This is a genomic window from Bacillus sp. LB7, assembly GCF_030449715.1.
GTDB lineage: Bacteria > Bacillota > Bacilli > Bacillales > Bacillaceae > Bacillus > Bacillus paralicheniformis.
Window position 1 is genome coordinate 1 of record NZ_JASGCA010000011.1, and the last position, 23,036, is coordinate 23,036.

General features: G+C 46.2%; 24 protein-coding genes and 2 pseudogenes. 17 read left to right on the top strand and 9 right to left on the bottom strand.

Annotated elements, in window-relative coordinates:
* Nucleotides 1-103 precede the first annotated feature (103 nt).
* The 3 genes from yugI to QMZ64_RS14615 form a co-directional block, all read right to left on the bottom strand.
* Nucleotides 104-493 carry a S1 domain-containing post-transcriptional regulator GSP13 gene (yugI, locus tag QMZ64_RS14605; protein WP_020452765.1) on the bottom strand — a complete coding sequence of 130 codons (390 nt, stop codon included), beginning with the start codon at nucleotides 491-493 and terminating at the stop codon, nucleotides 104-106.
* Nucleotides 494-696: 203 nt separating this feature from the next.
* The gene (locus QMZ64_RS14610; RefSeq protein WP_301441399.1) at nucleotides 697-1,869 is read right to left on the bottom strand and encodes an aminotransferase; all 1,173 of its coding nucleotides are present in this window, start codon (nucleotides 1,867-1,869) and stop codon (nucleotides 697-699) included.
* Nucleotides 1,870-2,370 carry an Lrp/AsnC family transcriptional regulator gene (locus QMZ64_RS14615; RefSeq protein WP_003184796.1) on the bottom strand — a complete coding sequence of 167 codons (501 nt, stop codon included), beginning with the start codon at nucleotides 2,368-2,370 and terminating at the stop codon, nucleotides 1,870-1,872.
* A 204-nt stretch (nucleotides 2,371-2,574) separates the two neighbouring features.
* Between QMZ64_RS14615 and QMZ64_RS14620 the strand changes: the two genes are divergently transcribed.
* The gene (locus tag QMZ64_RS14620; protein WP_243942392.1) at nucleotides 2,575-3,396 is read left to right on the top strand and encodes an alpha/beta hydrolase; all 822 of its coding nucleotides are present in this window, start codon (nucleotides 2,575-2,577) and stop codon (nucleotides 3,394-3,396) included.
* A gap of 39 nt (nucleotides 3,397-3,435) precedes the next feature.
* On the opposite strand, the gene QMZ64_RS14625 is transcribed toward QMZ64_RS14620, so the two are convergent.
* Together QMZ64_RS14625 and QMZ64_RS14630 are read right to left on the bottom strand one after the other, a co-directional pair.
* Nucleotides 3,436-3,690 carry a DUF1871 family protein gene (locus QMZ64_RS14625; protein ID WP_023856137.1) on the bottom strand — a complete coding sequence of 85 codons (255 nt, stop codon included), beginning with the start codon at nucleotides 3,688-3,690 and terminating at the stop codon, nucleotides 3,436-3,438.
* Between the two features lie 79 nt (nucleotides 3,691-3,769).
* Nucleotides 3,770-4,255, bottom strand: a complete 486-nt coding sequence (locus tag QMZ64_RS14630) for a hypothetical protein (RefSeq protein WP_265625806.1) — start codon at nucleotides 4,253-4,255, stop codon at nucleotides 3,770-3,772.
* 119 nt (nucleotides 4,256-4,374) lie between these two features.
* Here QMZ64_RS14630 and QMZ64_RS14635 point away from each other — a divergent pair, with 119 nt between their 5' ends.
* Nucleotides 4,375-5,538 (top strand): MalY/PatB family protein, encoded by a 1,164-nt coding sequence (locus QMZ64_RS14635; protein ID WP_301441400.1) that lies wholly within the window; start codon nucleotides 4,375-4,377, stop codon nucleotides 5,536-5,538.
* Nucleotides 5,539-5,554: 16 nt separating this feature from the next.
* Here QMZ64_RS14635 and QMZ64_RS14640 read toward each other — a convergent pair whose 3' ends face one another.
* The gene (locus tag QMZ64_RS14640) at nucleotides 5,555-5,755 is read right to left on the bottom strand and encodes a hypothetical protein (protein WP_020452772.1); all 201 of its coding nucleotides are present in this window, start codon (nucleotides 5,753-5,755) and stop codon (nucleotides 5,555-5,557) included.
* 67 nt (nucleotides 5,756-5,822) lie between these two features.
* Between QMZ64_RS14640 and kapB the strand changes: the two genes are divergently transcribed.
* On the top strand, nucleotides 5,823-6,212 hold the full coding sequence (gene kapB / locus QMZ64_RS14645; RefSeq protein ID WP_265625804.1) for a kinase-associated lipoprotein KapB: 390 nt from the start codon (nucleotides 5,823-5,825) through the stop codon (nucleotides 6,210-6,212).
* Nucleotides 6,213-6,239: 27 nt separating this feature from the next.
* On the opposite strand, the gene kapD is transcribed toward kapB, so the two are convergent.
* Nucleotides 6,240-6,857 carry a 3'-5' exonuclease KapD gene (gene kapD, locus QMZ64_RS14650; RefSeq protein WP_023856141.1) on the bottom strand — a complete coding sequence of 206 codons (618 nt, stop codon included), beginning with the start codon at nucleotides 6,855-6,857 and terminating at the stop codon, nucleotides 6,240-6,242.
* A gap of 309 nt (nucleotides 6,858-7,166) precedes the next feature.
* Here kapD and QMZ64_RS14660 point away from each other — a divergent pair.
* From QMZ64_RS14660 to QMZ64_RS14670, 3 genes and pseudogenes are all read left to right on the top strand, one after another.
* Nucleotides 7,167-8,346: pseudogene (locus tag QMZ64_RS14660) on the top strand (MFS transporter).
* 132 nt (nucleotides 8,347-8,478) lie between these two features.
* Nucleotides 8,479-10,314, top strand: a complete 1,836-nt coding sequence (locus tag QMZ64_RS14665; protein ID WP_409365379.1) for a transglycosylase domain-containing protein — start codon at nucleotides 8,479-8,481, stop codon at nucleotides 10,312-10,314.
* 14 nt (nucleotides 10,315-10,328) lie between these two features.
* The gene (locus tag QMZ64_RS14670; RefSeq protein WP_265625802.1) at nucleotides 10,329-10,742 is read left to right on the top strand and encodes a thiol-disulfide oxidoreductase DCC family protein; all 414 of its coding nucleotides are present in this window, start codon (nucleotides 10,329-10,331) and stop codon (nucleotides 10,740-10,742) included.
* A 50-nt stretch (nucleotides 10,743-10,792) separates the two neighbouring features.
* Here QMZ64_RS14670 and QMZ64_RS14675 read toward each other — a convergent pair whose 3' ends face one another.
* Nucleotides 10,793-11,350: a YufK family protein gene (locus tag QMZ64_RS14675; protein ID WP_243942377.1), complete on the bottom strand. Its 558-nt coding sequence runs from the start codon at nucleotides 11,348-11,350 to the stop codon at nucleotides 10,793-10,795.
* Nucleotides 11,351-11,535: 185 nt separating this feature from the next.
* On the opposite strand from QMZ64_RS14675, the gene malK reads away from it, so the two are divergent.
* The 7 genes and pseudogenes from malK (at nucleotide 11,536) to QMZ64_RS14710 (ending at nucleotide 17,852) form a co-directional block, all read left to right on the top strand.
* Entirely contained in the window at nucleotides 11,536-13,137 is a 1,602-nt protein-coding gene (gene malK / locus QMZ64_RS14680) for a malate sensor histidine kinase MalK (RefSeq protein ID WP_265625801.1), read from the top strand.
* Complete coding sequence (locus tag QMZ64_RS14685) at nucleotides 13,130-13,837, top strand: response regulator (RefSeq protein WP_265625800.1); 708 nt, start codon at nucleotides 13,130-13,132, stop codon at nucleotides 13,835-13,837. Before malK ends, QMZ64_RS14685 begins: the two co-directional genes overlap by 8 nt.
* Before the next feature lie 37 nt (nucleotides 13,838-13,874).
* Nucleotides 13,875-14,213: pseudogene (locus tag QMZ64_RS14690) on the top strand (hypothetical protein); the annotation flags it as partial.
* A gap of 164 nt (nucleotides 14,214-14,377) precedes the next feature.
* The gene (pssA, locus tag QMZ64_RS14695) at nucleotides 14,378-14,914 is read left to right on the top strand and encodes a CDP-diacylglycerol--serine O-phosphatidyltransferase (protein ID WP_243942371.1); all 537 of its coding nucleotides are present in this window, start codon (nucleotides 14,378-14,380) and stop codon (nucleotides 14,912-14,914) included.
* Nucleotides 14,915-14,920: 6 nt separating this feature from the next.
* The gene (locus QMZ64_RS14700; RefSeq protein ID WP_075751269.1) at nucleotides 14,921-15,403 is read left to right on the top strand and encodes a DedA family protein; all 483 of its coding nucleotides are present in this window, start codon (nucleotides 14,921-14,923) and stop codon (nucleotides 15,401-15,403) included.
* Between the two features lie 42 nt (nucleotides 15,404-15,445).
* Nucleotides 15,446-16,237: a phosphatidylserine decarboxylase gene (locus tag QMZ64_RS14705; RefSeq protein ID WP_265625799.1), complete on the top strand. Its 792-nt coding sequence runs from the start codon at nucleotides 15,446-15,448 to the stop codon at nucleotides 16,235-16,237.
* A 271-nt stretch (nucleotides 16,238-16,508) separates the two neighbouring features.
* Nucleotides 16,509-17,852: a 2-hydroxycarboxylate transporter family protein gene (locus tag QMZ64_RS14710; protein ID WP_243942367.1), complete on the top strand. Its 1,344-nt coding sequence runs from the start codon at nucleotides 16,509-16,511 to the stop codon at nucleotides 17,850-17,852.
* Between the two features lie 59 nt (nucleotides 17,853-17,911).
* Here QMZ64_RS14710 and QMZ64_RS14715 read toward each other — a convergent pair whose 3' ends face one another.
* Entirely contained in the window at nucleotides 17,912-18,145 is a 234-nt protein-coding gene (locus QMZ64_RS14715) for a hypothetical protein (protein WP_043929145.1), read from the bottom strand.
* Nucleotides 18,146-18,389: 244 nt separating this feature from the next.
* On the opposite strand from QMZ64_RS14715, the gene QMZ64_RS14720 reads away from it, so the two are divergent.
* Genes QMZ64_RS14720 through QMZ64_RS14735 form a run of 4 tightly spaced genes read left to right on the top strand, consistent with a single transcriptional unit; the run spans nucleotide 18,390 to nucleotide 23,032 of the window.
* Complete coding sequence (locus tag QMZ64_RS14720; RefSeq protein WP_265625798.1) at nucleotides 18,390-20,792, top strand: Na+/H+ antiporter subunit A; 2,403 nt, start codon at nucleotides 18,390-18,392, stop codon at nucleotides 20,790-20,792.
* Nucleotides 20,789-21,220 carry a Na(+)/H(+) antiporter subunit B gene (locus QMZ64_RS14725; RefSeq protein ID WP_043929147.1) on the top strand — a complete coding sequence of 144 codons (432 nt, stop codon included), beginning with the start codon at nucleotides 20,789-20,791 and terminating at the stop codon, nucleotides 21,218-21,220. The genes QMZ64_RS14720 and QMZ64_RS14725 overlap by 4 nt, the downstream gene beginning before the upstream one ends.
* On the top strand, nucleotides 21,220-21,561 hold the full coding sequence (locus tag QMZ64_RS14730) for a Na(+)/H(+) antiporter subunit C (RefSeq protein WP_043929148.1): 342 nt from the start codon (nucleotides 21,220-21,222) through the stop codon (nucleotides 21,559-21,561). The genes QMZ64_RS14725 and QMZ64_RS14730 overlap by 1 nt, the downstream gene beginning before the upstream one ends.
* Nucleotides 21,554-23,032 (top strand): Na+/H+ antiporter subunit D, encoded by a 1,479-nt coding sequence (locus QMZ64_RS14735; protein WP_265625797.1) that lies wholly within the window; start codon nucleotides 21,554-21,556, stop codon nucleotides 23,030-23,032. Before QMZ64_RS14730 ends, QMZ64_RS14735 begins: the two co-directional genes overlap by 8 nt.
* The last annotated feature ends 4 nt before the right edge of the window (nucleotides 23,033-23,036 follow it).

Sequence of the window (23,036 nt, forward strand, 5' to 3'; positions counted from 1 at the left end):
ACTAGATTTCACTCACATTTTAACAAAAAAAGCTTGTCGATCAAGCCACTTTTTATGGCTTTGTCGACAAGCTGAAACTCCGGCTTTGGCCGGAGTTTTTCAATTACTTCTTAATCAGATCTTTTCTGTTGGACTGCTCGATCCACTCTTCAAGTTTGTCTTTTAACGTGTTGAACCCTTGTGGAGCAGCTGTATCTTCGGCTTGAACAGCCTTTTGTCTTCTAGGCTTGCTTTCTTTTCGTTCAGGAGCGGCCTGTGTAGCGCGGATAGAAAGGCTGATTTTGCCTTTTTCCTCATCTACAGAAAGAACCTTCACTTGCACCTCATCACCGATCGCCAAGTGCTCATTAATATCTTTAACGAAACCGTGTGTTACTTCAGAAATATGCACGAGTCCCTGTGTTTCTTCATCTAATGCAACAAACGCTCCGTACGCCTGTAATCCAGTCACTTTTCCAGTGTAAACACTGCCTACTTCAAATTTTGCTGTCATAACTAACAACTCCTAAATCTTATGAATTTAATCTCTTTTTATACGCAATAAAAAATTATATCATATAAGTCTTTATTAAGCAAAAAAACTTTTTTTATCATTGTATGTTTAAAACCGAGATAAAAGGGGAATACTAAAGAACAAATAAGGCTTTCTAGTATTCCCCCCTTATGTTGATGCGGACCTTTTAGGTGCGCATTTTTTTATTGAACTGCGCCGACCTTCTGCACAAAGCGTTTCATTCTGACGAGCGCTTCCTGAAGCTGTTCAAGTGAGGAAGCATAGGAACACCTGATATAGCCTTCGCCGCTCGGACCGAAAACATTGCCCGGGACGACGGCGACTTTTTCGCTGATGAGAAGCTCCTCTGCAAACTCTTCGGAGCTCATGCCCGTTTTTTTAACGGACGGAAACGCGTAAAAAGCGCCCCCCGGCTGATGACAGTCAAGCCCGATTTCGTTCAGTGAATCCACAAACACATTCCTTCTGCGGCGGTAGCTTTTTTTCATTTTTTCGACGTCTTCGAGACCGTTTTTAAGGGCTTCCTCCGCCGCAAATTGAGCCATGCTCGGCGCGCACATCATCGAGTACTGGTGAATTTTCAGCATAGGATCCCTTAAATATGCAGGAGCTGCGACATATCCAAGGCGCCAGCCTGTCATGGCAAACCCTTTCGAAAAACCAGATATCAATATCGTCCGCTTTTTCATTCCGGCGATTTCCGCAAAGCTTGTATACGCTTCATCGTATGTCAGCTCGGCGTATATTTCATCCGCTATTACAATCAGGTCATGCTTTTCAGCAAAAGCCGCGATCTCTTCCAGTTCTTTTTTTGAATAAACAGAGCCTGTCGGATTAGACGGGGTGCAAAGGATAATGGCCTTCGTACGTTCAGTCAGAACGGCTTCAAAATCGGCTGCGCTCGCTTTAAATCCGTGCGCTGCGTTCGTGTGAATGTGAACCGCTTTTCCCCCCGCCAAAGAGACAAGCGCTTCATAAGCGACAAAACAAGGCTCGGGAATCAGCACTTCTTCTCCGGGATCAAGGATCGCCCTAACCGCAATATCAAGCGCCTGGCTTGCTCCGACTGTGACAATCAGCTCGTCATCAGGAGCATAATCCAGATGAAAGCGTTTGTCCAGATAAGCGCTGATCTCTTTCCGCAAAGAAAGAAGACCCGCGTTTGCCGTATATGACGTGTAGCCCTGTTCAAGGGAAAGGATGCTCGCTTCCCTGACATTCCACGCCGTTACAAAATCGGGCTCTCCGACACCCAATGAAATCACGCCTTCCATTGTGGACGCAAGATCAAAAAATTTGCGGATGCCCGACGGTTTGATTTGTTGGGCTGCTTTAGAAATATAAGTTGTCCTCATTTAAGGAGACACCACGATTCTTTTGTCATCATCACCGGAGTCAAAAACTTTACCGTCATGCTTGTATTTCTTTAAAATAAAGTGGGTGGTTGTCGACACGACCGATTCGAGCGTCGATAATTTTTCGGACACGAAATGCGAAATATCCGACATCGTTCTGCCGCGGATGACAACCGACAGATCATATACGCCTGACATCAAGTAAACGGATTCAACTTCCTGAAAACGATAAATCCGCTCGGCCACTTCGTCAAATCCGACGCCGCGCTTCGGCGTTACCTTCACATCGATCATCGCTGTCACGCCTTCATGGCCGTCGACTTTTCGCCAGTCGATCATTGCCGAATAATCGATGATGACCTTTTCTTTTTCAAGCTTTTCGATAATCGCTTTTGTTTCTTCCTGTGAAATGTTCGCCATTTTAGCAATAGTTTCAGGTTCGAGGCGGCTGTTTTCCTCTAATATTTCCAATATTTCTGTTTCTTTTTCTGTTAGCTTCATCTCGTTATCACACCTTTTATATGTCAAGAAATCTTCTGAATATTATAGCACGTTTTTGAACGAATGTAAGGCGGTAAAAAAAGCGAAATCAAAGCGTGAAAAATTTTTTTTCGGGTACGATAAATAACGTACTCAGAACTTAGGCGACAACATGCAGCCAGATTGTTTGAACATGAAAGAAAAACATTCGGAGTGATTTGGATCATGCTGTTAACAAAACCTTCTATTGAGACCATTCAAGGGGTCAAAATATATTATGAGCATTACGAGAATCCGGGCAGGACATCGCTCGTTTTAATACACGGCTTTCTTTCTTCCTCGTTTTGCTACAGAAAAATCATTCCTCTTCTGAAGGATGAGTTTAATTTAGTCGCCGTTGACCTGCCTCCCTTCGGCCAATCAGAAAAATCCAGCACCTTTGTGTATACCTATCAAAACATGGCCAGGGTGGTCATCGAACTGATCGAAAGGCTGAAGATTAATGACGCCGTGCTTGTCGGGCATTCGATGGGCGGCCAGATTTCACTTTATGCGATAAAGGAAAGGCCTGAACTGTTCAAAAAAGTCGTCCTGTTGTGCAGCTCAGGCTATTTAAAGCGTTCGCCCCGCTCGCTCATTTTCGGGAGCCATATTCCTTATTTTTATTTGTACATCAAGCGCTGGCTGTCAAAACAAGGCGTGCTGAAAAATCTCATGAATGTTGTCTACGACAGTTCTCTGATCGATCAGGAAATGATCAACGGCTACCTGAAACCGTTTCTCGACGATCAAATTTTCAGAGCGCTCGCGCGTCTCATCAGACACCGGGAAGGCGATTTATTACCGGACGATTTGAAGAAAATCGAGACGCCCTCCCTCTTAATCTGGGGCGAAGAGGACCGCGTCGTCCCGGTACAGATCGGAAAAAGGCTTCATCAGGATCTGCCCAATTCCATTTTCTATTCCCTGCGGGATACCGGACACCTCGTCCCCGAAGAAAATCCGGATTATGTATCAGACAAAATTGCCAATTTCATTTTGACATGAATATAAAAAACCGCCGATTGGCGGTTTTTTTAATTCTGATCAGCACGAACTGCTGTCTTTGATCGCAAGGAGCCGTTCAGCCAGCTGTTTGCATTTTGCCAGCGGCAGCGTCTGATCAAATGATACTTCAAAAACGGACTGGATCGCTTCGCCCAGCCGCTCTGCATCGTTTTCCGTGTAGACGGCCTGAACGATCTCGGCCGCTTCCGTTTCATAAAAATCGGGTCCGGCTTGAAACGGATCCCATTCCTTTATGATGTGGATGATTTGTGCTGCTGCCTGACTTTCTTTCATCATGATCACCGCTTCATTGTAATGTTTCAAAAGCTATTGTATCATAACGCGCCGGCTTGTCGATAAGGAAAGCACCAGGCTATCGGCCGGCTTTTCTCCGCTTCCTCCGCCAGGCGATCAGCAGCAGCCCGATGCCGTTGACGAGAATCAATCCGAAGACGGTATTTCCGAGGGGCGCCCAGCCGTTTTCCCCCGTCAGCATCACTGACAGCACGACCTTGCCGATCAGCGTCACATTCAATACCGCAAGTCCCCACCCTAAGGAGCGCTTCCAAAATGCCGCGCCAATCAACACGAGAAACCCCATCATAAAAGCGAGCGTGAGCACGGCAGAAAGCGGGATGGACAAAAGCTTCAGCTCGTAATCCAAAACAGCCTGCATCTCCGGATTGATCCGCTCTGGGACGGGAAACCAAACCATGCTGCTCGTCATCAGCAAAAAAGTAACGATGACGCCTTTCCAAGTCCGCCTATAGCAAAAATACGCAAGCGCCACGAGAAAAACCGGGCGAATATACCAGCTCATAGGGTTGAGATGACGCTGAAAAGCCCACTCAGGGCACATCGCTCCATTCCACCGGCTACCACTCCCTTTATTTTATAAAAGCTTTCATGGTTAAAACATTGCAATCTATCCTTATCACAGTTAATGTATAACATATGAAAAAGACATGAGGTGAGATCATGGATTTTAATACAGAACATAACAGACGCGGGACCCAGTCTGTGAAGTGGGACTTAACACAGGAATTATTCGGTGTAGATGACGCGCTTCCAATGTGGGTGGCTGATATGGATTTCCGCGCCCCCCAGCCCGTTATTGACGCTCTTCAGCAGCGTTTGGAGCACGGGGTTTTCGGCTATACATCTGCAAGCGCGGGCACGAACGAAGCTGTCACCGATTGGCTCAGCCGCCGGCACGGATGGAATACTGAACCGGCGTTTATCACTTTCAGCCCGGGCATTGTAACAGCGCTCGCCCAAGCGGTGCAGGCGTACACAGAGCCCGGCGAGCGGGTGGTCATACAGCCGCCTGTATATACGCCGTTCTTTGATATAGTTGAAAAAAACGGACGGGTTGTGTTACACAATCCATTAATCGAAAAAGACGGCCGCTATGAAATGGATTTTTCCGACCTTGAAAAAAAGCTTGGGGAACCGGATGTGAAGATGTTCATTCTTTGCAATCCGCACAACCCTTCCGGACGTTCATGGTCGAAAGAAGAGCTGACAACGCTGGGCGAACTCTGCCTTAAACACGGTGTCACAGTTGTTTCCTACGAAATCCATTCAGACCTGATGCTGAACGGACTGAACCATACGCCGTTCGCCTCTTTATCTCCGGAATTCGCGGACATTTCGATCACATGCATTGCACCGAGCAAAACGTTTAACTTGGCCGGGTTGCAGGCCTCAGCCATCATCATACCCGACAAGGCGAAGAGAACCGCCTTTGCAAAGGTTATGCAGCGTCAGGGACTGCATTCTTTAAATACATTTGCAGTTGCAGCAATCGAAGCGGCCTATTCAACAGGCGAACCGTGGCTCGATCAGCTTATCCCTTACATCGAACGAAATATAGAAGAAGTCCGCCGCTTTTTAGCAGAGGAGCTGCCCGAGGTCCGCATGATGGAGCCAGACGCCTCTTACTTGGCATGGCTTGACTGCCGCAAGCTCGGATTGACGGATCAGGACATCAAACGGCTTCTCCTTCATAAAGGAAAGCTGATTCTAGAGCCGGGACCGAAGTACGGACCGGGCGGAGAAGGATTCGTCAGAATGAATGTCGGATGTTCGCTCTCTGTTGTAAAAGACGGGCTCAGACGTCTGAAGACCGCTTTTTCATAAGCGTTCCCGGGCGCTTCTAAGAGCGCTTGTGGATGGTTTCATTCAATTCTCTTTCCAGCTTTTCCGCTTTTTCAGCTTCTTTTTTGGAATGCTTGATGATCAGCCGGAATACAACAATCGCGATGATAAAGAAAACGGCCAGCGTAATAAAAGAAGGGATATATTCTCTTTTGTCTTCAGGAAAATAGAGCATAAACTGAATCAGAAACGGCGCCATTTTTCTTCCTCCCTGAAATGATTTTTTTACCATTTATTTATTATGATACCATTAGGAGGCAGATGCAGTGAACAACCAATTTCAAGTCGGAGATCGTGTAAAGGGCTTTTATAAGACAGGCGTCTACATCGGCGAAATTACGGATGTTAAACCGATGCACTACCTGGTCAAAATCATCGCCGTGCTGACCCACCCGAAGCAAGGCGATCTTCATCATCCCAATCAGGCAGACGTCCCTTTTTTTCATGAACGAAAAGCGCTCGCTTTCGGTGAACAGACAAATATTCAGCACCGCATGGTGAAGCCGTTCGATGAAGCTGTACCGGATTATGCGGATTCGCTCCGCTCAGCTTTGAGCCGCTTAAAAACGGATCTGCAAAACGATTCGTCCGAATACGCGGCAAAATCGCTTGAGCTTATACATGCACTTGAAAATGAATATTTCCCGCACAAATAACCCAATCTGTTTGCCAGATTGGGTTATTTATGTGGCGTGCGGAAAGACTTTTGAAAGGTCAACCCGTTCGCCGATCGTCGTCGGTTTGGGATTTTCCAAATACTTCTTATCCCGTTCTACGAGCCGAAACAGCTTATACGTTGTCATCGCGTCGTCAAGCGCTTTATGCTGTTTTCCCGTTCCTGAATCGCCGTACTCTTCCGCTGCTTTCCACAAATTCGTCAATGTTTTGTCGCCAAAGAATTCCTTGTACTCCATGGAAAGATCCCTCATCTCTCCTTTAAACGGAAACGGAACATGGTTGAACATGCAATTTTGCTTCAGCACTTTCATATCCATGTTTCCCCATGTAATGATGGCGCTGTTTTGGTCAGGATCAAGCTCCCGCAGCTTTTCAATCAGCGCGTTAAACGTGATGCCTTGGTCAACCTGTTCCTGCGTAATGCTGAGAAATTTTTTGCAGCGCCTCGTTAACTTAGGAAACTTCTTCGGCTTAATATAGCTTGAAAATGTCTCAACCACCTCATCATGAACCGCCTTTACAATCCCTGCTTCTATGATTTCCGGGAAAAAATTTTGCGGGTGATACTTTCCCTCAGGCATTGTAAATTCAAAATCAATAATCAGTAAGGTGCTCGCTTCCAACTTTCACACCTGCCTTTCTATCTCAATATAAAAAACTTATGGATGTAGCGCAGCGGATTGAAATCGTCCAAGCCTAAGATCTTCTGAATGTTTTCCAAGTACGTTCATATTTCTCTTATTATATCATTATATTTCTATATTTAAGGTTTTGATTTCTGAAAATGTTGAAAATTCCTTCAAATACCCAATTTTCGTTATTCCAATGAGCAGCGATTCCATGCAGCTTTCACATTTCATTTATAATGAAGGAAATTCAAATTTTTTAAGAAGGTGATTCGCATCTCTGTTTATAAGAAAAACCTTGTGATCATGTGGTTCGCGAATTTTTTCGTGGCCGCAAGTTCCACAATGGTTCTGCCGTTTCTTTCCCTCTATATTGAAACGCTCGGCAACTATTCTGACGGATTTACGGCAAAATGGAGCGGATACGTTTTCGGCGTCACATTTTTGATGGCCTTTTTGGTTTCTCCTTTTTGGGGAAGGTTCGGCGATAAACACGGCTATAAAAAAATCCTCTTGATCACGGGTACCGGCATCGGCACTTGCATTCTTCTCATGTCCCTTGTTTCTTCCGTATACGAACTGTTTTTTTTTGAGAATGGCGATGGGGCTCGTCACCGGGTTCATTCCCACTTCCCTTGCCATGATATCGGCTCAGACGCCGAAAAAAACGGCTGGCAAAGTGCTCGGCACGCTGCAGATGGGCACGGTCTCAGGAGGGTTATTCGGCCCCTTGCTCGGCGGTCTGCTCGCCGATCGCGTCGGTTTTACATATACGTTTTTCATTACGGCATTTGCCATTTACAGCGCCGTTTTCCTCGTGTTTGCCGGAGTGCGTGAACGTCCTTTGAAGCCGAAGCGCGATGCCTCCGCCGGGTACACGAGAAAGCAGGTGCTGCAGACGATTCTGCACCAGCGCCCGCTGATTACGGCGATGATCCTCACCGCTGTCATTCAAGTGGGAAACTTCAGTGTTCAGCCGCTGCTCGCCTTATATGTCAGCGAGCTGCACGGAACTGACAATCTCGCATTTTTCTCAGGGCTGGCTTTTTCTGCAACAGGCCTTGGAAGCCTTCTCGCCGCGAGAAAATGGGGCGCCTTAGGCGACCGGTTCGGCCACGGAAAAATATTGATGATTCTCGCGCTGGCTGCCGCGGTTTGCGTTATTCCGCAAGGACTTACATCTCAGTATGAAATGCTTGTGTTCTTCCGCTTTCTGTTCGGAATCGCGCTTGGCGGGATGATTCCCTGCATCACCGCTTTAATCCGAGTTGAATCTCCGGGGCCTATTCAAGGGGAAGTGCTTGGCTATAATGTTAGTTTCAGATTTTTGGGCAATGTCATCGGTCCGGTGCTCGGCGGCGTTCTTTCCAGCTTTTTCGGTATTTCTTCCGCTTTTTACGCAACTGCCGTCCTCTTTTTCGGCGGAGCATGCCTTCTGATGTTCCAAAGGTCCCAGCAAAAAAAATCAGAGGCAAAAGCAAGCTGAAATCGGATAAAAAACTGCCAATCTATCAAATTATCCTTCTCGATATCGAAAAAGAATGGTACGATATGGCTAGAATTTAGCGAAAAGAGAGTGACAAAGTTGCGTTCATTTTTTGGATGGATTGTTCTGTTGATGTTAATCCCTATATTTGTCTTTACCTTAATGGCCTCCGGCCGGGAAGCTCAAGTTATGAAGCCTCTCGATCAGGTGCTCGATGAGAAGATCAATATAAAAGATATCGGCCTTGTACAAAACAGCTACATGTATGACAGGGACGGCGCCCTGATTTCCGAAATCGTTTCAGATCACCAAAACCGGGTATTTGTCCCCTATAAAAATATCCCTGAGCATGTGAAGCAGCTGTTTCTGACTTCAGAGGATCGTCATTTCTTTCAGCATAAAGGCTTTGATTTTATCGGGATGGCCCGGGCCGCCGCAGCCAATGTCAAAAAAGGCGGCATTGATCAGGGGGCCAGCACGATTACACAGCAGCTTTCGAGAAACTTGTATTTGAACCATGAACGAACCTTCGACCGCAAGTTCACAGAGCTCTTGTATTCCTATCAGCTGGAAAAAAAGCTTTCAAAAGAAGAAATTTTTGAGAAATATTTAAACACGATCTATTTTAATCATGGGGTCTACGGAATTGGATCCGCGTCTTCTTTCTATTTCAGCAAGCCTTTGAAATCTCTCAGCCTTGCCGAAACGGCGTTTATTTGCGCGATCCCTAATAACCCTACATTATATGATCCTTTGAAACATTTTGACTACACAAAAACCCGCCAAAAGCGGCTGCTTGAAGGGCTGAAAAAAGCGGGCGTGATCACGGAAAAAGACTACAGCAAAGCCGTAAAGCAAAAAATTACGCTTAATGTGAAAGAAAAGAAAGACGCTTATCCCGACTATACGACTTATGTCAACGAGGAATTCACCAAATTGGTGTCTGCTTCGGAAGGGTTTGACGAACGGCTGAAAAAGGCAAAAACAAAAGAAGAAAAGAAAAAAATCGAAAAAGAGCTGTCTAACCGCATCAGCTCCCTCACGACCAGCGGAATCAAAATTTATACGGCGCTCGATACCGGGATGCAAAACCGGGTCGTCCAGCAAGTAAAGAATCGCCTTCCTTATGAAGGCGTGCAAGGCGGAGCGGTGGTGATCAACCACCAAACCCATCAAATCGTCGCCATGTCCGGCGGGAAAAACTATAAGAAATACGATTATAACCTGGCATTCCAAGCTTACAGGCAGCCGGGGTCATCGATTAAACCGCTCCTTGACTACGGGCCGTACATTGAAGAAACGGGTGCAACGGCAGGCAGCATGATTGACGCAAGCAAATTTTGCAGCAAGGAATACTGTCCAAACAATTTCAACGAAAGAACATACGGAACCGTGTCGATCAAGACAGCCTTCAAAAATTCGTATAATACACCGGCCGTACGAATGCTGAACCGGGTCGGCGTGCAAAAAGGATTCAGCTATTTAAAACCGTTCGGATTTGATAAAATCGTTCAAAACGACTACCGTCTTCCTGCTGCACTGGGCGGATTCACATGGGGCTTCTCACCGCTGGAGATGGCCGATGCCTATACGACCTTCGGCAATAACGGCAGCTACACGTCCAGCCATGCCATCACAAAGGTGACGGACTTAAAAGGCAAAACGCTTTACAAATGGAAAGACAAACCGCAGCAAGTATTCAGCACGCGGACAAACAATCAAATGCGCGAGCTCTTATCAGCGGTTGTCAAAGAAGGAACCGGGAAAAAAGCGAATTTCAGCGGCGGATATGTAGGAGGCAAAACCGGAACATCCAACGGATACAGAGACCTTTGGTTTGTCGGATTGACGGATACGTATACAATGAGTGTATGGGTCGGAAAAGAGGCAAAAGGCAATGTCGAGTACCTGCATCACGCGGGACCTCAGCTTTTAATCTGGAGAGGAACGCTTGCATACGCATCTTAAATAAAAAGGGGTGGATGAAAGTGGCGGATATGCCTGAGCGAATCGTTCTGTTTGACGGCGTGTGCAACTTTTGCGACGGAGCCGTTCAATTCATTATCAAACATGATCCTGAAGGCTTATTCTCATTCGCTTCCCTGCAATCTGACGCCGGAGGGAAGCTGCTCAAGCAATATCAGCTCCCCTCCGATCATTTTGACAGCTTTATTTTGATCGAAAACGGACAGGTATATCAGAAATCAACGGCGGCCTTGCATGTGGTGAAAAGCCTTCCCGGTCTTTGGCGGGCCGCTTCCGCCCTCTTGATCATTCCCAGACCGCTCCGGGACGCCGTCTACAGCGTTATTGCGAAAAACCGTTACAAATGGTTTGGGCAAAAAAGCGAGTGCACCATTCCCGGTCCTGAGATCAGAAAACGATTTTTGTCATAAAAAAACCGGAGCCGCCGGACAAACGTCCGCGCTCCGGTTTTTTGCATGGCTCAAACGGGCAGGCTCGCCATGACGCTGTTATATAGCTTGATGACGATATACACCGTGCCGATTAAAAACGTAAACCAAAACAGCAGCTCAAACATAATAAAGCCGATTAATGACATAAATGAAAGCGTGCTGTGGATCGCATAAACGATAAAAATTAAATATACGAGTGTTGCGAGTAAAAAAAGCGCTGCAATTCCAGCGGCATATTGGACAAAAATAAAGGATAAAAGGCTTGCTCCCAGATACACGGCAGAACCGATCCTGATTTTCCTCAGGTTCGCTCCTTCAGGATCTTTGGCGAAAAATAAGAGGGCAAGCTCTGTCACTGTATTGGCAATCAGCTTCAAAGCGGAAAATACCATGAAAAAAATCAGCGTAAACACAGCAAACAAAGCCATCCGGATGCCGCTCTCAGAGAAAAATTCGAGCATTCCTTTGTAAATGCCGAGAGAAGACAGCATCCCCATGGCATAGATAACGGAGGAAATCGCAAGAGATGAACTGAAAAGAAGAATTGCGATAAAAGGAAAAAAGCCTGTTACATACGTATTTTTCATAAAAAAAGTCCCTTTCTGATATGTTCCTCATTCATTATGTACGACTTATGACCTGTTGACAAGAATATTTTCCATATTTTTAATTCCTGCTGTTGCGGCAGAAAGGTGCAGGATTCTTCACAAATTCGCCATTTACTTGTAAAGTATTATGTGTTGACTAATCAATAGATCGCGAGGAATCGCCGTTGAAAAAAACATTAAAACTGCAGACACGATTAACGATATTTGTCTGCGTCGTCGTTTTGATTTCTTTATTGATCGCGTTTTTTATGGTCGGGTCCGAGACCGCAAGGAACATTCGGGAGCAGGAACAGCAGATTGCCCTGCAGACGGCGGAGATGGTCGCCGAGGCTCCGATTACGGCGCAATCGCTGGAAAGCGGCGAATACGATGAGCTCCGAAAATACACCGCCCGCGTTCAAAAAATCACCGAGACCGAATTCGTCGTGGTTATGGATATGAACAGCATCCGCAAAACCCACCCCGATCCGAATAAAATCGGAAAGAAATTTGCCGGCGGGGACGAAAAAGAAGTGCTGAAGGGCCGCCGCCACATTAGTACGGCAAAAGGCACGCTCGGTGAATCATTGAGGGCTTTTGTTCCCATCTATAATAAAACGGGCACCCAGATCGGAGCGGTAGCGGTCGGGATCACCCTTAACGAGATTGAGCAGATCACCCAGCAAAATCTCCGCCCTTTATATACGGTGATCGTCCTCAGCATCTTCGCCGGAATCATCGGAGCTGTCATCGTGGCGAGGAAAGTAAAAACGATTATGTTCGGTATGGAACCGTATGAAATTGCAACGCTTTTGAATGAACGAAGCGCGATGCTTGAGTCGACAAAAGAAGGGATACTCGCCGTTGACCGAACAGGAAAAATCAAGCTCGCCAACGCGGAAGCTAAGCGCCTGTTTCATAAAATGGGGATCGAAGAGAATCCGATCGACCGGGATGTCACCGACATCTTGCCAAACAACCGCCTGAAACAAGTGATCGATACTCAGAAGCCCGTTCTGGACCGCGACGTTAGAATCAACGGGCTAGAACTTGTCTTTAATGAAGTTCCGATCCACTTAAAAAAGGGAAACATCGTCGGAGCGATTGCCACATTCCGCGACAAAACCGAAGTGAAGCACTTAGCTGAGCAGCTGTCCGGTGTTAAAATGTACGCAAACGCGCTCAGGGCGCAGTCGCACGAGTTTATGAACAAGCTCCACGTGATTCTCGGTCTCGTTCAATTAAAGAACTACGACGAGCTTGGAAACTATATAAAAGACATTGCGATCTATCAGCAGTCTGAAGCGAGCGAAATTATCAACCATATTAAAAACTCGGTGCTCGCCGGCTTTTTGCTCGGCAAGCAGAGCTATATCCGGGAACAGGGGGCCTCGCTGGAGGTTCATTGCAGCACGAGGATTCCGGATACAGCCAACACAGCGGTGATACACGATTTAATCACCGTTATCGGGAACCTTCTCAACAATGCCCTGGATGCCGTTTCCGCAACTGATAAGAAAAATATTTCGATTTCATTCCGCCATCATGACGGACAGCTTGATATTGAAGTCACGGATACGGGAGTCGGCATATCCAAGGAGGAACAGCAGAAAATGTTTGATCAAGGCTTTTCAACAAAGGGCTCCAACCGGGGGTTCGGGCTTTATTTCGTCGAACAAAGCCTTGAAAATTTAAATGGACATATCATCGTGACAAGCGAAAAGAATGAAGGAACGACATTCAGTCTCCGCATTCCGTATGAACCAAAGGAGGATGACCATGATTGATGTATTAATTGTTGAAGATGACCCGATGGTAAGAGAGCTCAATAAACGTTACCTCAGCCAGGTAGAGGGATTTCAGCTGAAGGGAATTGCCGCTTCTTTTCAAGAGGCTCTCACCTTCCTCCGGGAAGAGCACATCGATCTGATCCTGCTCGATATTTATATGCCGGGCAGGAACGGCGTCGAGCTGCTCACTGAGATCAGACGCCAGAATCAAGCTGTCGACGTGATCGTCATCTCAGCGGCCAGTGAAATGGATGTTGTTCAAAAAACGCTGCGGTTCGGGGCTGTCGATTACTTAATCAAGCCGTTCGAATTTGAGCGGTTTCAAAGCGCCCTAACCGATTACAAACGGAAGCAGCAGCTTTATGCAAGCAACCGGAATATCAGCCAAAAAGAGCTGGATTTCGAACTTTTTCAAAAAAAACGCGCGCCCGAAAAGATGCATTTGCCAAAAGGGCTGACCAAAAGCACCCTGAATCTCATTTGGTCAAGCATCAGATCGTTTGACAGCTTGACGTTCACAACGGAAGATCTGGCCAATCACACGGAAATCTCTCAAGTTTCAATTCGCAAATACTTGAAGTTTCTGGAGGAAATCGAAGTTCTCAACGTAGAAATGGCCTACGGCACGATCGGCAGACCGGTTTTCCAATATAAATTAAATACAAATGACTTGAACGTGATTAACCAATATCTATAACATGTCCCCTCCCCGCCCGCTGCTTCCTAAAGACAGCGGGCGTTTTTTTGTGACGGTCACGCTTGACTTTCCGCATGCCGCCGTTACCGGACCAGGATTTATCGCGCTCGCTGCGCTTAGGTTCGGAAAATGGAACCCGATCGAATCCGCTCTGTTCTTCGGCTTCACTCAAAGCTATAAACAGCATCGGGTCCACGCTTCCCTTCTTTAAAGAAATATCAAGCGTGCGCCTTGCATTTGATCATTCCCGCGCTGACCGGATTTATCGGCAGAGGCAAACGGCATCCCTTATATTAAAGGAAAACGACAACCGAACGATAGAATAAGAGAGCGGTTTGCTCTCTTATTCTTTTTTTGTTACCTTAACAAAATATAAATTTTTTTGACGCCGCCAGTGTCTTTACCACTTTTATGGTATGATGAAAAAGTCTGGTTATCAATCATTTCAGGAATTTTATTGCAGACAGGAAGCAAATCGTATACAATTTAATATTGTTTAATTTCTATATAAAACGTTTTTATTTAAAGGATGCGAAAACATTGAATAAATCAGTCATACCTTGTTTAATTACGATTGGAAACTTTGTTTCGGGCATCTCTTCAATATTGCTTGCATTCAGAGGGTATTTATTCTTAGCCATTATATTTGTTTTGATCGGCGCTATCTTGGACAGCCTTGACGGCATGGCCGCGCGCAAATTAAATGCCGTCAGCCCGTTTGGAAAAGAATTGGATTCTTTGTCTGATATTATCACTTTCGGAGTCGCCCCGGCCATCATCACCTATTCAATCGTTTTTTATGATGCTCCGATCTTAGGCCTTCCTTCGACATTGTTATTCCCTGTTTGCGGAGCTCTTCGGCTTGCGCGATTTAATATTCAATCAGAGAACCAGGATTATTTTACAGGCCTTCCGATCACCGCAGCCGGAACAATTCTGGTTTGCTTAAACCTTTTATCAGAGATCCTTGGCAAAAAGCCGTACATTTTGATTATGCTGTTCCTGTCCTTTCTCATGGTCAGCAAAATCAAAGTCATCAGCTTGAAGGGGAAAAAACTATTGAAGAAAGTGAGCTAGTTTTTCATGGAGTTGGCAAAAGAATTGATTTCCCAATACGGGTATTTTGCGATATTCGGGATGCTTGTTCTCGGAATTGTTGGCCTGCCGATACCCGATGAAGTCATGATGACATTTGTCGGTTATCTGTCTTCTATTCATCTATTAAACTATGAGATGTCTCTTTTGATCAGTTTTTCAGGTGCGGTATCAGGGATGCTCATCAGTTACTTTCTAGGGAAGAAAATCGGTAAACCGCTGCTCGATAAGTTCGGGAAATGGATCGGTCTGACGCCGAAAAGACTGGACACCGTGCACCGCTGGTTTGAAAAATACGGCCCGTGGACGATTCTTTTCGGCTACTTTGTTCCCGGAATCCGCCATGTGACATGCTATCTGTCCGGCATGAACGAGATGGACATGAAAAGGTTCCTGATTTATGCCGGATCAGGGGCTTTTATTTGGTGTCTCGTTTTTATTACGATCGGATACACAATCGGCGTGATTTAAATACCGCTTGCATCCCGCGTGATCAGTAAAGGAGTGAACAGCTTGAAAAAGCGGCTTTACCGGTTTTTGATCGAGTTGACGAATAAAAAGGGCGTGTCCCGGATGCTGAAAAAGTTTGCTCAGTCAAAGCTCAGCAAACCTCTCATCCCCTCCTATATCAAAACCTTTCATATCAATACAGAAGAGATGCTGGAAGATGTCCGCTCTTTTAACAGCCTGCACGAGCTGTTCATCAGAAAATTAAAGAGCGGTGCACGCCCCCTTCCCGCTGATCCAAACAGCCTGGTCAGCCCTGTGGACGGAGTCATCGAAGAAATGGGCGCCATCACCCGTGACAAGCAATTTACCGTCAAACAAAAGCTCTATTCCGTAGAAGAAATGATCGGACGATCCGAGATCGTGAACCGCTATATCGGCGGAACCTATATCATTATCTATTTAAGCCCGAGGGACTACCACAGAATTCACAGCCCGGCTGACGGTACACTTGAAACGCAATATTCGCTGGGAAGCACGTCTTACCCCGTGAATCAAATCGGTTTGACCTACGGGAAATCGCCGCTGACAAAAAACTACCGGATGATTTCCGAATTTAAGCACCAACATGGGTCCGCCCTGCTTGTGAAGGTCGGAGCGATGTATATTAACTCGATCGTAATGCTTCAGGAGTCAAAAGAATGGCGCCAAGGCGACGAAATCGCATATTTCTCTTTCGGCTCGACCGTTATTCTGCTGTTTGAAAAGGATACCTTTATTCCTGATGAGCGCCTTCACCCCTCTCTTCAAGTGAAAATGGGAGAGGCGTTAGGATCTCTCGCCAAAAGAAAATCATAATGCAAACCCCCGAAAACAGCTTCGGGGTTTTTTTAATTGCTGCTTTAAAAAAGCTTTCTCCCCGGACAGGGAATTCCCTTTTTTCACCTGGATACAGCTTCCTAATAAACTAAAAGACCTATAAATTGATCAAAATCAAGCAGATTTCTCCTCTTTTTCCGCTCTCTTTCGTTTTAATTTAATTATCTATCGATTATTTTAATTTAAAAAACGCACAGAATTGACACTTTTCTTCTACAATTGAACACATACAAACATGGGGGTGTTTTTGATGGAAGCAGCAAAAGATTTGAAACCGATTACAAATCACGGTCATAAAGAAAATAAAAATTTTTTCCAGAAGTTGATCAATTGGAAAATCGGCGTGATTCCGTTTCCGCTATACATTGCGCTTGCGCTGATTATTTTTCTGGCAGCTTACTTTAATGAATTGCCGAATGACATGCTTGGCGGTTTCGCGGTCATTATGATTCTCGGTATTTTTCTCGGGGATGTCGGACAGCGCATTCCGATTTTAAAAGATATCGGCGGACCTGCCATTCTTTCACTGTTTGTTCCTTCGTTTTTAGTCTTTTTCAAAGTGCTTAACCCCGCATCTATGGAAGCGGTTACAACTTTGATGAAAACGTCAAATTTTCTGTATTTCTACATTGCATGTTTAGTAGCAGGAAGTATTTTAGGGATGCATCGCACGGTTCTCATTCAAGGTTTTATGAGAATGTTCGTTCCGTTGTTGGCCGGGACGGTCGCAGCGGTTGCCGCCGGTATTCTCGTCGGTCTGTTATTTGGCTACAGCCCTTATGAAGCTTTCTTCTTTATTATTGTACCGATTATTGCCGGAGGCATCGGCGAAGGAATCCTGCCGCTGTCACTCGCTTACTCGCAAATTTTGGGACAATCCACCGATGTATTCGTTTCACAGCTCATTCCGGCCGCTATTATCGGAAACGTCGTTGCCATCATCTCAGCCGGACTGATGAAAAAGCTTGGCGAAAAGCGTCCTGAACTGAACGGTAACGGCAGGCTCGTAAAATCGAAAAAAGACGATGAAATTTTCAACCAAAAAGAAGAGGAGCCGAAAATCGATTTGAAATTAATGGGTGCCGGCGTTTTAATCGCATGTTCCTTCTTCATTTTCGGCGGTTTGGTCTCCAAATTCATCGCGATTCCGGGAGCGATCCTGATGATCATCGCGGCGGCTGCCGTAAAATATGCAAAGCTTCTGCCTGCAAGCATGGAAAAAGGCGCACACCAGCTTTACAAATTCATGTCATCAAGCTTCACTTGGCCGCTGATGGTCGGGCTCGGCATTCTTTACATCCCGCTTGATGATGTGGCGTCCGTTATTTCCCTGCGCTTCATCGCCGTCTGCGCTTCAGTCGTCATTGCCATGGTGACATCAGGCTACTTTGTCGGCAAATTAATGAACATGTACCCTGTTGAATCAGCGATTGTCACTGGCTGTCACAGCGGTCTCGGCGGTACGGGGGACGTGGCCATTCTTTCGGCTTCAGGCCGGATGGGGCTGATGCCGTTTGCGCAAATCTCAACGCGTCTCGGCGGGGCAGCAACCGTCATTATGGCGACCGTTTTACTAAGGTTCTTCACCTCGTAAGGGCCGCATAAAAAAACAAAAAGGAGTCTGATCTATACGATCGGATTCCTTTTTTGTTTTCAGCGTTTCTCAACTCTGATATATTCTCTCGGTTTAAAGGGAGCTCTTTCTTTTCCCGTTAAGGACTGATCTTCCGCTCCCGTCTGGAGCGGCGTGTAATCCCCGCGGTATTGAGGGCCTTCGTCCGTTCCTATCCCCGGAGTCTGTTCACGCGTCATTTCCCTGTTGATCATAAACGCTCCCGCAAAAAGCGAACAAAATAAACTTAAGCTGACAAAAGCTTTCCTTCTCATCTTTTATCACCTCAAATTCATCTTGTTCAAAAAAACTTTCCATTATACAAATGGCGCATTTTTTGTTAAAATTGTTTTCAGGTTCATAAGACCGCATAAACCACGGTTAACATGAGATCATGCAGCCGATTAAAATTTGAGTTATAATTTGTCTAGGTCACCAGTTCTAAAAAAGTACATAACGTTTGAAAATTTTAGTATGGAACAGAATGTATTTATACATGCTATCTTAAGGGAGGTTCATATGACGGCTTTACATATTGCAATTTTATCGCCTTTTGCACTCGCCTTTTTGATTCCGCTATTGGCGAAAAACGTCAGAAAGATTCATACAGGCTGGTTTGTCCTGATTCTTCCTGTTCTATTATTTATTTATTTTTTCCGCATGATCAACATGACGGCGGATGGCGGAACATTAAAGGCTGTACTGGAATGGATTCCGTCCTTTGGCATTAACTTTACCGCATACGTTGACGGACTCGGGTTGCTATTCGCCCTTCTGATTACAGGGATAGGGTCTTTGGTTGTCCTTTACAGCATCTATTATCTATCTAAAGAAAGAGAGCAGCTCGGACCGTTTTACGTTTATCTGCTCATGTTCATGGGGGCAATGCTCGGCGTTGTTCTCGTTGATAACGTCATTGTACTTTATTTATTTTGGGAATTGACCAGCATATCGTCTTTTCTGCTCATCGGCTATTGGTACAAGCGGGAAAAATCAAGATACGGCGCGACAAAATCGATGCTTATCACCATTTTCGGCGGTCTTTCCATGCTTGGAGGCTTCATTCTTCTTTACACAATTACGGGTTCATTCTCGATCAGAGAAATGATCAACCAAGTTGATTTAATTTCAGGGCACGACTTTTTCATTCCGGCTCTCGTGCTTATTTTAATCGGAGCCTTCACTAAATCGGCGCAGTTCCCTTTTTACATCTGGCTTCCGGACGCGATGGAAGCACCAACGCCTGTAAGTGCTTACCTGCACTCGGCCACGATGGTAAAAGCGGGGATCTATATCGTTGCAAGATTCACCCCTGTGTTCGCTTTTTCCGGGGAATGGTTTTGGATCGTGTCCCTCACGGGGATTGTCACGCTTTTCTGGGGTTCGTTCAACGCCGTCAAGCAGACTGATCTGAAATCGATACTTGCCTTTTCTACGGTCAGCCAGCTCGGAATGATTATGTCGATGCTCGGCGTCGGAGCCGCAGCTCTGCATTATCAAAATTTTGAATACTATATGGTTGCAGTAATCGCCGCCGTTTTTCACCTGATCAACCATGCGACATTCAAAGGCAGCCTGTTCATGGCGGTCGGAATCATCGATCATGAAACGGGCACGAGGGATATCCGCAAGCTCGGCGGTCTGATGACGATCATGCCGATTACGTTTACGATTACGCTGATCGGCGCGTTTTCAATGGCTGGTCTGCCGCCGTTCAACGGCTTTTTGAGCAAGGAAATGTTTTTCACCAGCATGCTCAGGATTACGAATTTTAATTTGTATAACGCCGACACATGGAGTTTTCTGCTTCCTGTTCTGGCTTGGATCGGAAGCGTGTTTACGTTCATTTACTGCATGGTTCTGCTGTTTAAAACGTTCGGGGGGAAATATCAGCCCGAAAAGCTTGAAAAACAAGCGCATGAGGCTCCACTCGGCATGCTGATTTCGCCGATTGTCCTCGTCTCTCTCGTGGTGATTTTTTTCTTTTTCCCGAACATTCTGTCATACAGCATCATTGAACCGGCTGCATCGGCGATTATGCCGACCCTTTTGGACGGGGACGAAAAATTCAAGGTTCATATTTACATGTGGCACGGCTTTTCACCTGAACTCTACATGACAATCGGCGTCGTTGCGCTCGGAGTTCTCGCCTATTTGACCTTGTCAAAATGGCGGAAGGTCTACGGCCTCTTCCCGGAAAAACTGACGCTCAACAAACTGTACGACAGCTCACTGTCAGGGCTTGAAAAAGGCTCCAACAAGATTACAAGAACGTATATGACCGGGTTTCTCCGCGATTATCTAATCTATGTTTTTGTCTTCTTTATCGTGATCATCGGCGGATCGCTCGCTGTTACCGGAGGCTTTTCCTACGATGTGAAAGGCAATGCTTCAATCGGCATCTATGAGCTTGTGCTGTCAGCCGTCATGATTGCCGCAACATTCACCACCGTTTTCGCAAGATCAAGACTGACGGCGATTATCGGGCTCGGCGTCATCGGCTACACACTCGCGCTGTTCTTCGTCATTTTCAGAGCGCCGGATCTCGCGCTGACGCAGCTGATCATCGAAACGATTTCAGTCGCATTGTTCCTGCTTTGCTTCTATCATTTGCCGAAGCTCAGATTCAAGCCGAAGTCGGCTAAGTTCAGGGTCACAAATGCGCTTGTCTCGGTCGGAGTCGGAACTGTTGTGACGCTGCTCGCACTTTCTGCAAACAGCCAGCGCTCGCTTGAAAGCATCGCATCGTATTTTATTGAAAACAGCTATAAACTCGCAGGCGGCCACAATATCGTCAACGTGATATTGGTCGACTTCAGGGGATTTGATACATTGTTTGAAATTACCGTACTTGTCATTGCCGCTTTAGGAATATACGGCATGATCAGGCTCAGATTGGGGAAAGGAGGGGAAGAGCATTGAAAAAGGTTCAGACGAATGATGTGATCCTGCAAACCGTTACAAAGATTGCATCCTTTATCATTCTGCTCTTTTCTTTCCATCTGTTTTTTGCCGGCCATAATAATCCGGGCGGCGGTTTTATCGGCGGATTGATGACGGCGTCTTCGCTCGTCCTTCTGCTGCTTGCCTATGATTTAAAAACGGTGCAGAACATTTTGCCCGTCAACTTTATCTATGTGGCGGCCATCGGCTTATTCATTTCAGTTTCCACCGGAATCGGCTCATTTTTATTCGGCGCTCAGTTTCTTTCCCACGCGTTTGATTACTTTAACCTTCCGCTCTTGGGGAAAACGGAGCTTGCCACCGCGGTATTGTTTGATATCGGGGTTTATCTCGTAGTGGTCGGCGTGACCATGACCATTATTCAGACGATTGGGGAGAGAGAATAATGGAGATTTTAATGTCTTTTATTGTAGGAATTTTGTTTATGGCGGCGACATATCTCTTGCTTTCAAAAAGCCTTCTGAGGGTGATTATCGGAACTGCCGTTCTCAGCCATGGCGTTCACCTGCTTTTGCTGACAATGGGAGGGTTAAAAAAAGGAGCGCCCCCCATTTTAAATGAAGAGTCGTCATCCTATGTCGACCCTCTCCCTCAGGCGTTGATTTTAACGGCGATCGTCATTGCTTTCGGGGTCACCTCGTTTCTCCTGGTCATGGCTTTCCGCGCCTACCAAGAGCTGAAAATGGATGATATGGATCAAATGAGGGGAAATGATCAACATGAATAATCTTGTAATTCTGCCAATACTGATTCCTTTAATGGCCGCAGTTCTGCTCATCTTTATGAACAAGTCGATCGTGCTGATGCGTGCATTCAGCGCCATATCTTCCATTGCGGCGATCGTTGCGGCCGCTGTTCTTGTGCAGACCGTCTATACGGACGGAATCCAGACCTTGTATCTCGGCGGGTGGAAGCCGCCGTTCGGGATCAGTCTTGTCGCTGATCAATTCGCCAGCCTTCTGGCGTTAACGACAGCCATTATCGGATTTCTGACGGTTCTTTATTCGTTTCGCTCCATCGGCGAAAAACGCGAGCGTTTCTTTTATTATCCCGCGGTCCAGTTTCTGCTTGCCGGAGTGAGCGGCGCATTCTTGACCGGGGACTTGTTTAACCTGTTTGTATTCTTTGAGGTTCTCCTGATGGCTTCGTATGTCCTGATCGTCATTGGCGGCACGAAGATCCAGCTGCGGGAATCTCTAAAGTACATCGTCTTTAACATTATCTCTTCCGCCCTCTTTGTCATCGGAGTCGCTTATTTATATGCGGTGACGGGCACATTAAACATGGCCGATTTGAGCGTTCGGATCAGTGAATCGGGCCAAACCGGACTGATCACGGTCATCGCTGTTTTATTTTTGATCGTCTTCGGTTTAAAAGGCGGGATTTTCCCGCTGTATTTCTGGATGCCTGGTTCTTATTATGCGCCGCCTGCCGCTGTGTCCGCACTGTTTGGCGCACTTCTGACCAAAGTCGGCCTGTACGCGATCACAAGGGTGTTTACATTAATTTTCACCCAAGACGCGGCTTTTACTCATCAATTAATGGTCTGGCTTGCGGCTCTTACGATCATCTTCGGTGTCATCGGCTCGATCGCCTACTGGGATGTTCAAAAAATCATTATCTACAATATTGTGACGGCGGTCGGTGTGATCTTGTTCGGTATCGCCGCCAATACGCCGGCTTCGATCGAAGGATCTGTCTACTATCTGATTCATGACATGATCATTAAAGGAGCGCTGTTTATGCTTGGCGGAGCGCTGTTTGCCCTGACAGGGACAAACAACCTGAAAAAAATAAGCGGCCTGATCAAAAACCATCCGGTGCTCGGCTGGATGTTTATGATTTCAGCCGTTTCATTGGCAGGGGTGCCTCCTTTCAGCGGATTCATCGGCAAGCTGAAAATTGCAGAGGGCGGCTTTCTAAGCGGTGAATTCGTGATTACGCTGCTGATGCTTTTATCCAGCCTGCTCGTCTTGTATTCCGTCATGAAAATATTTATCAACGGCTTCTGGGGGGATGAACAGGAAGTTGCACCGGCCAAAAGACCGCTAAAAGGCTATATGTATCCGGCAGCGGTACTGCTCTTTCTGTCGCTTGCCATCGGACTCGGAACCGAGCTTATCGCGCCGTATTTCCATCAGGCGGCTGATACGCTCGTCAACCCCGAAAAATATATTGAAGCCGTTTTGAAGGAGTAGATCG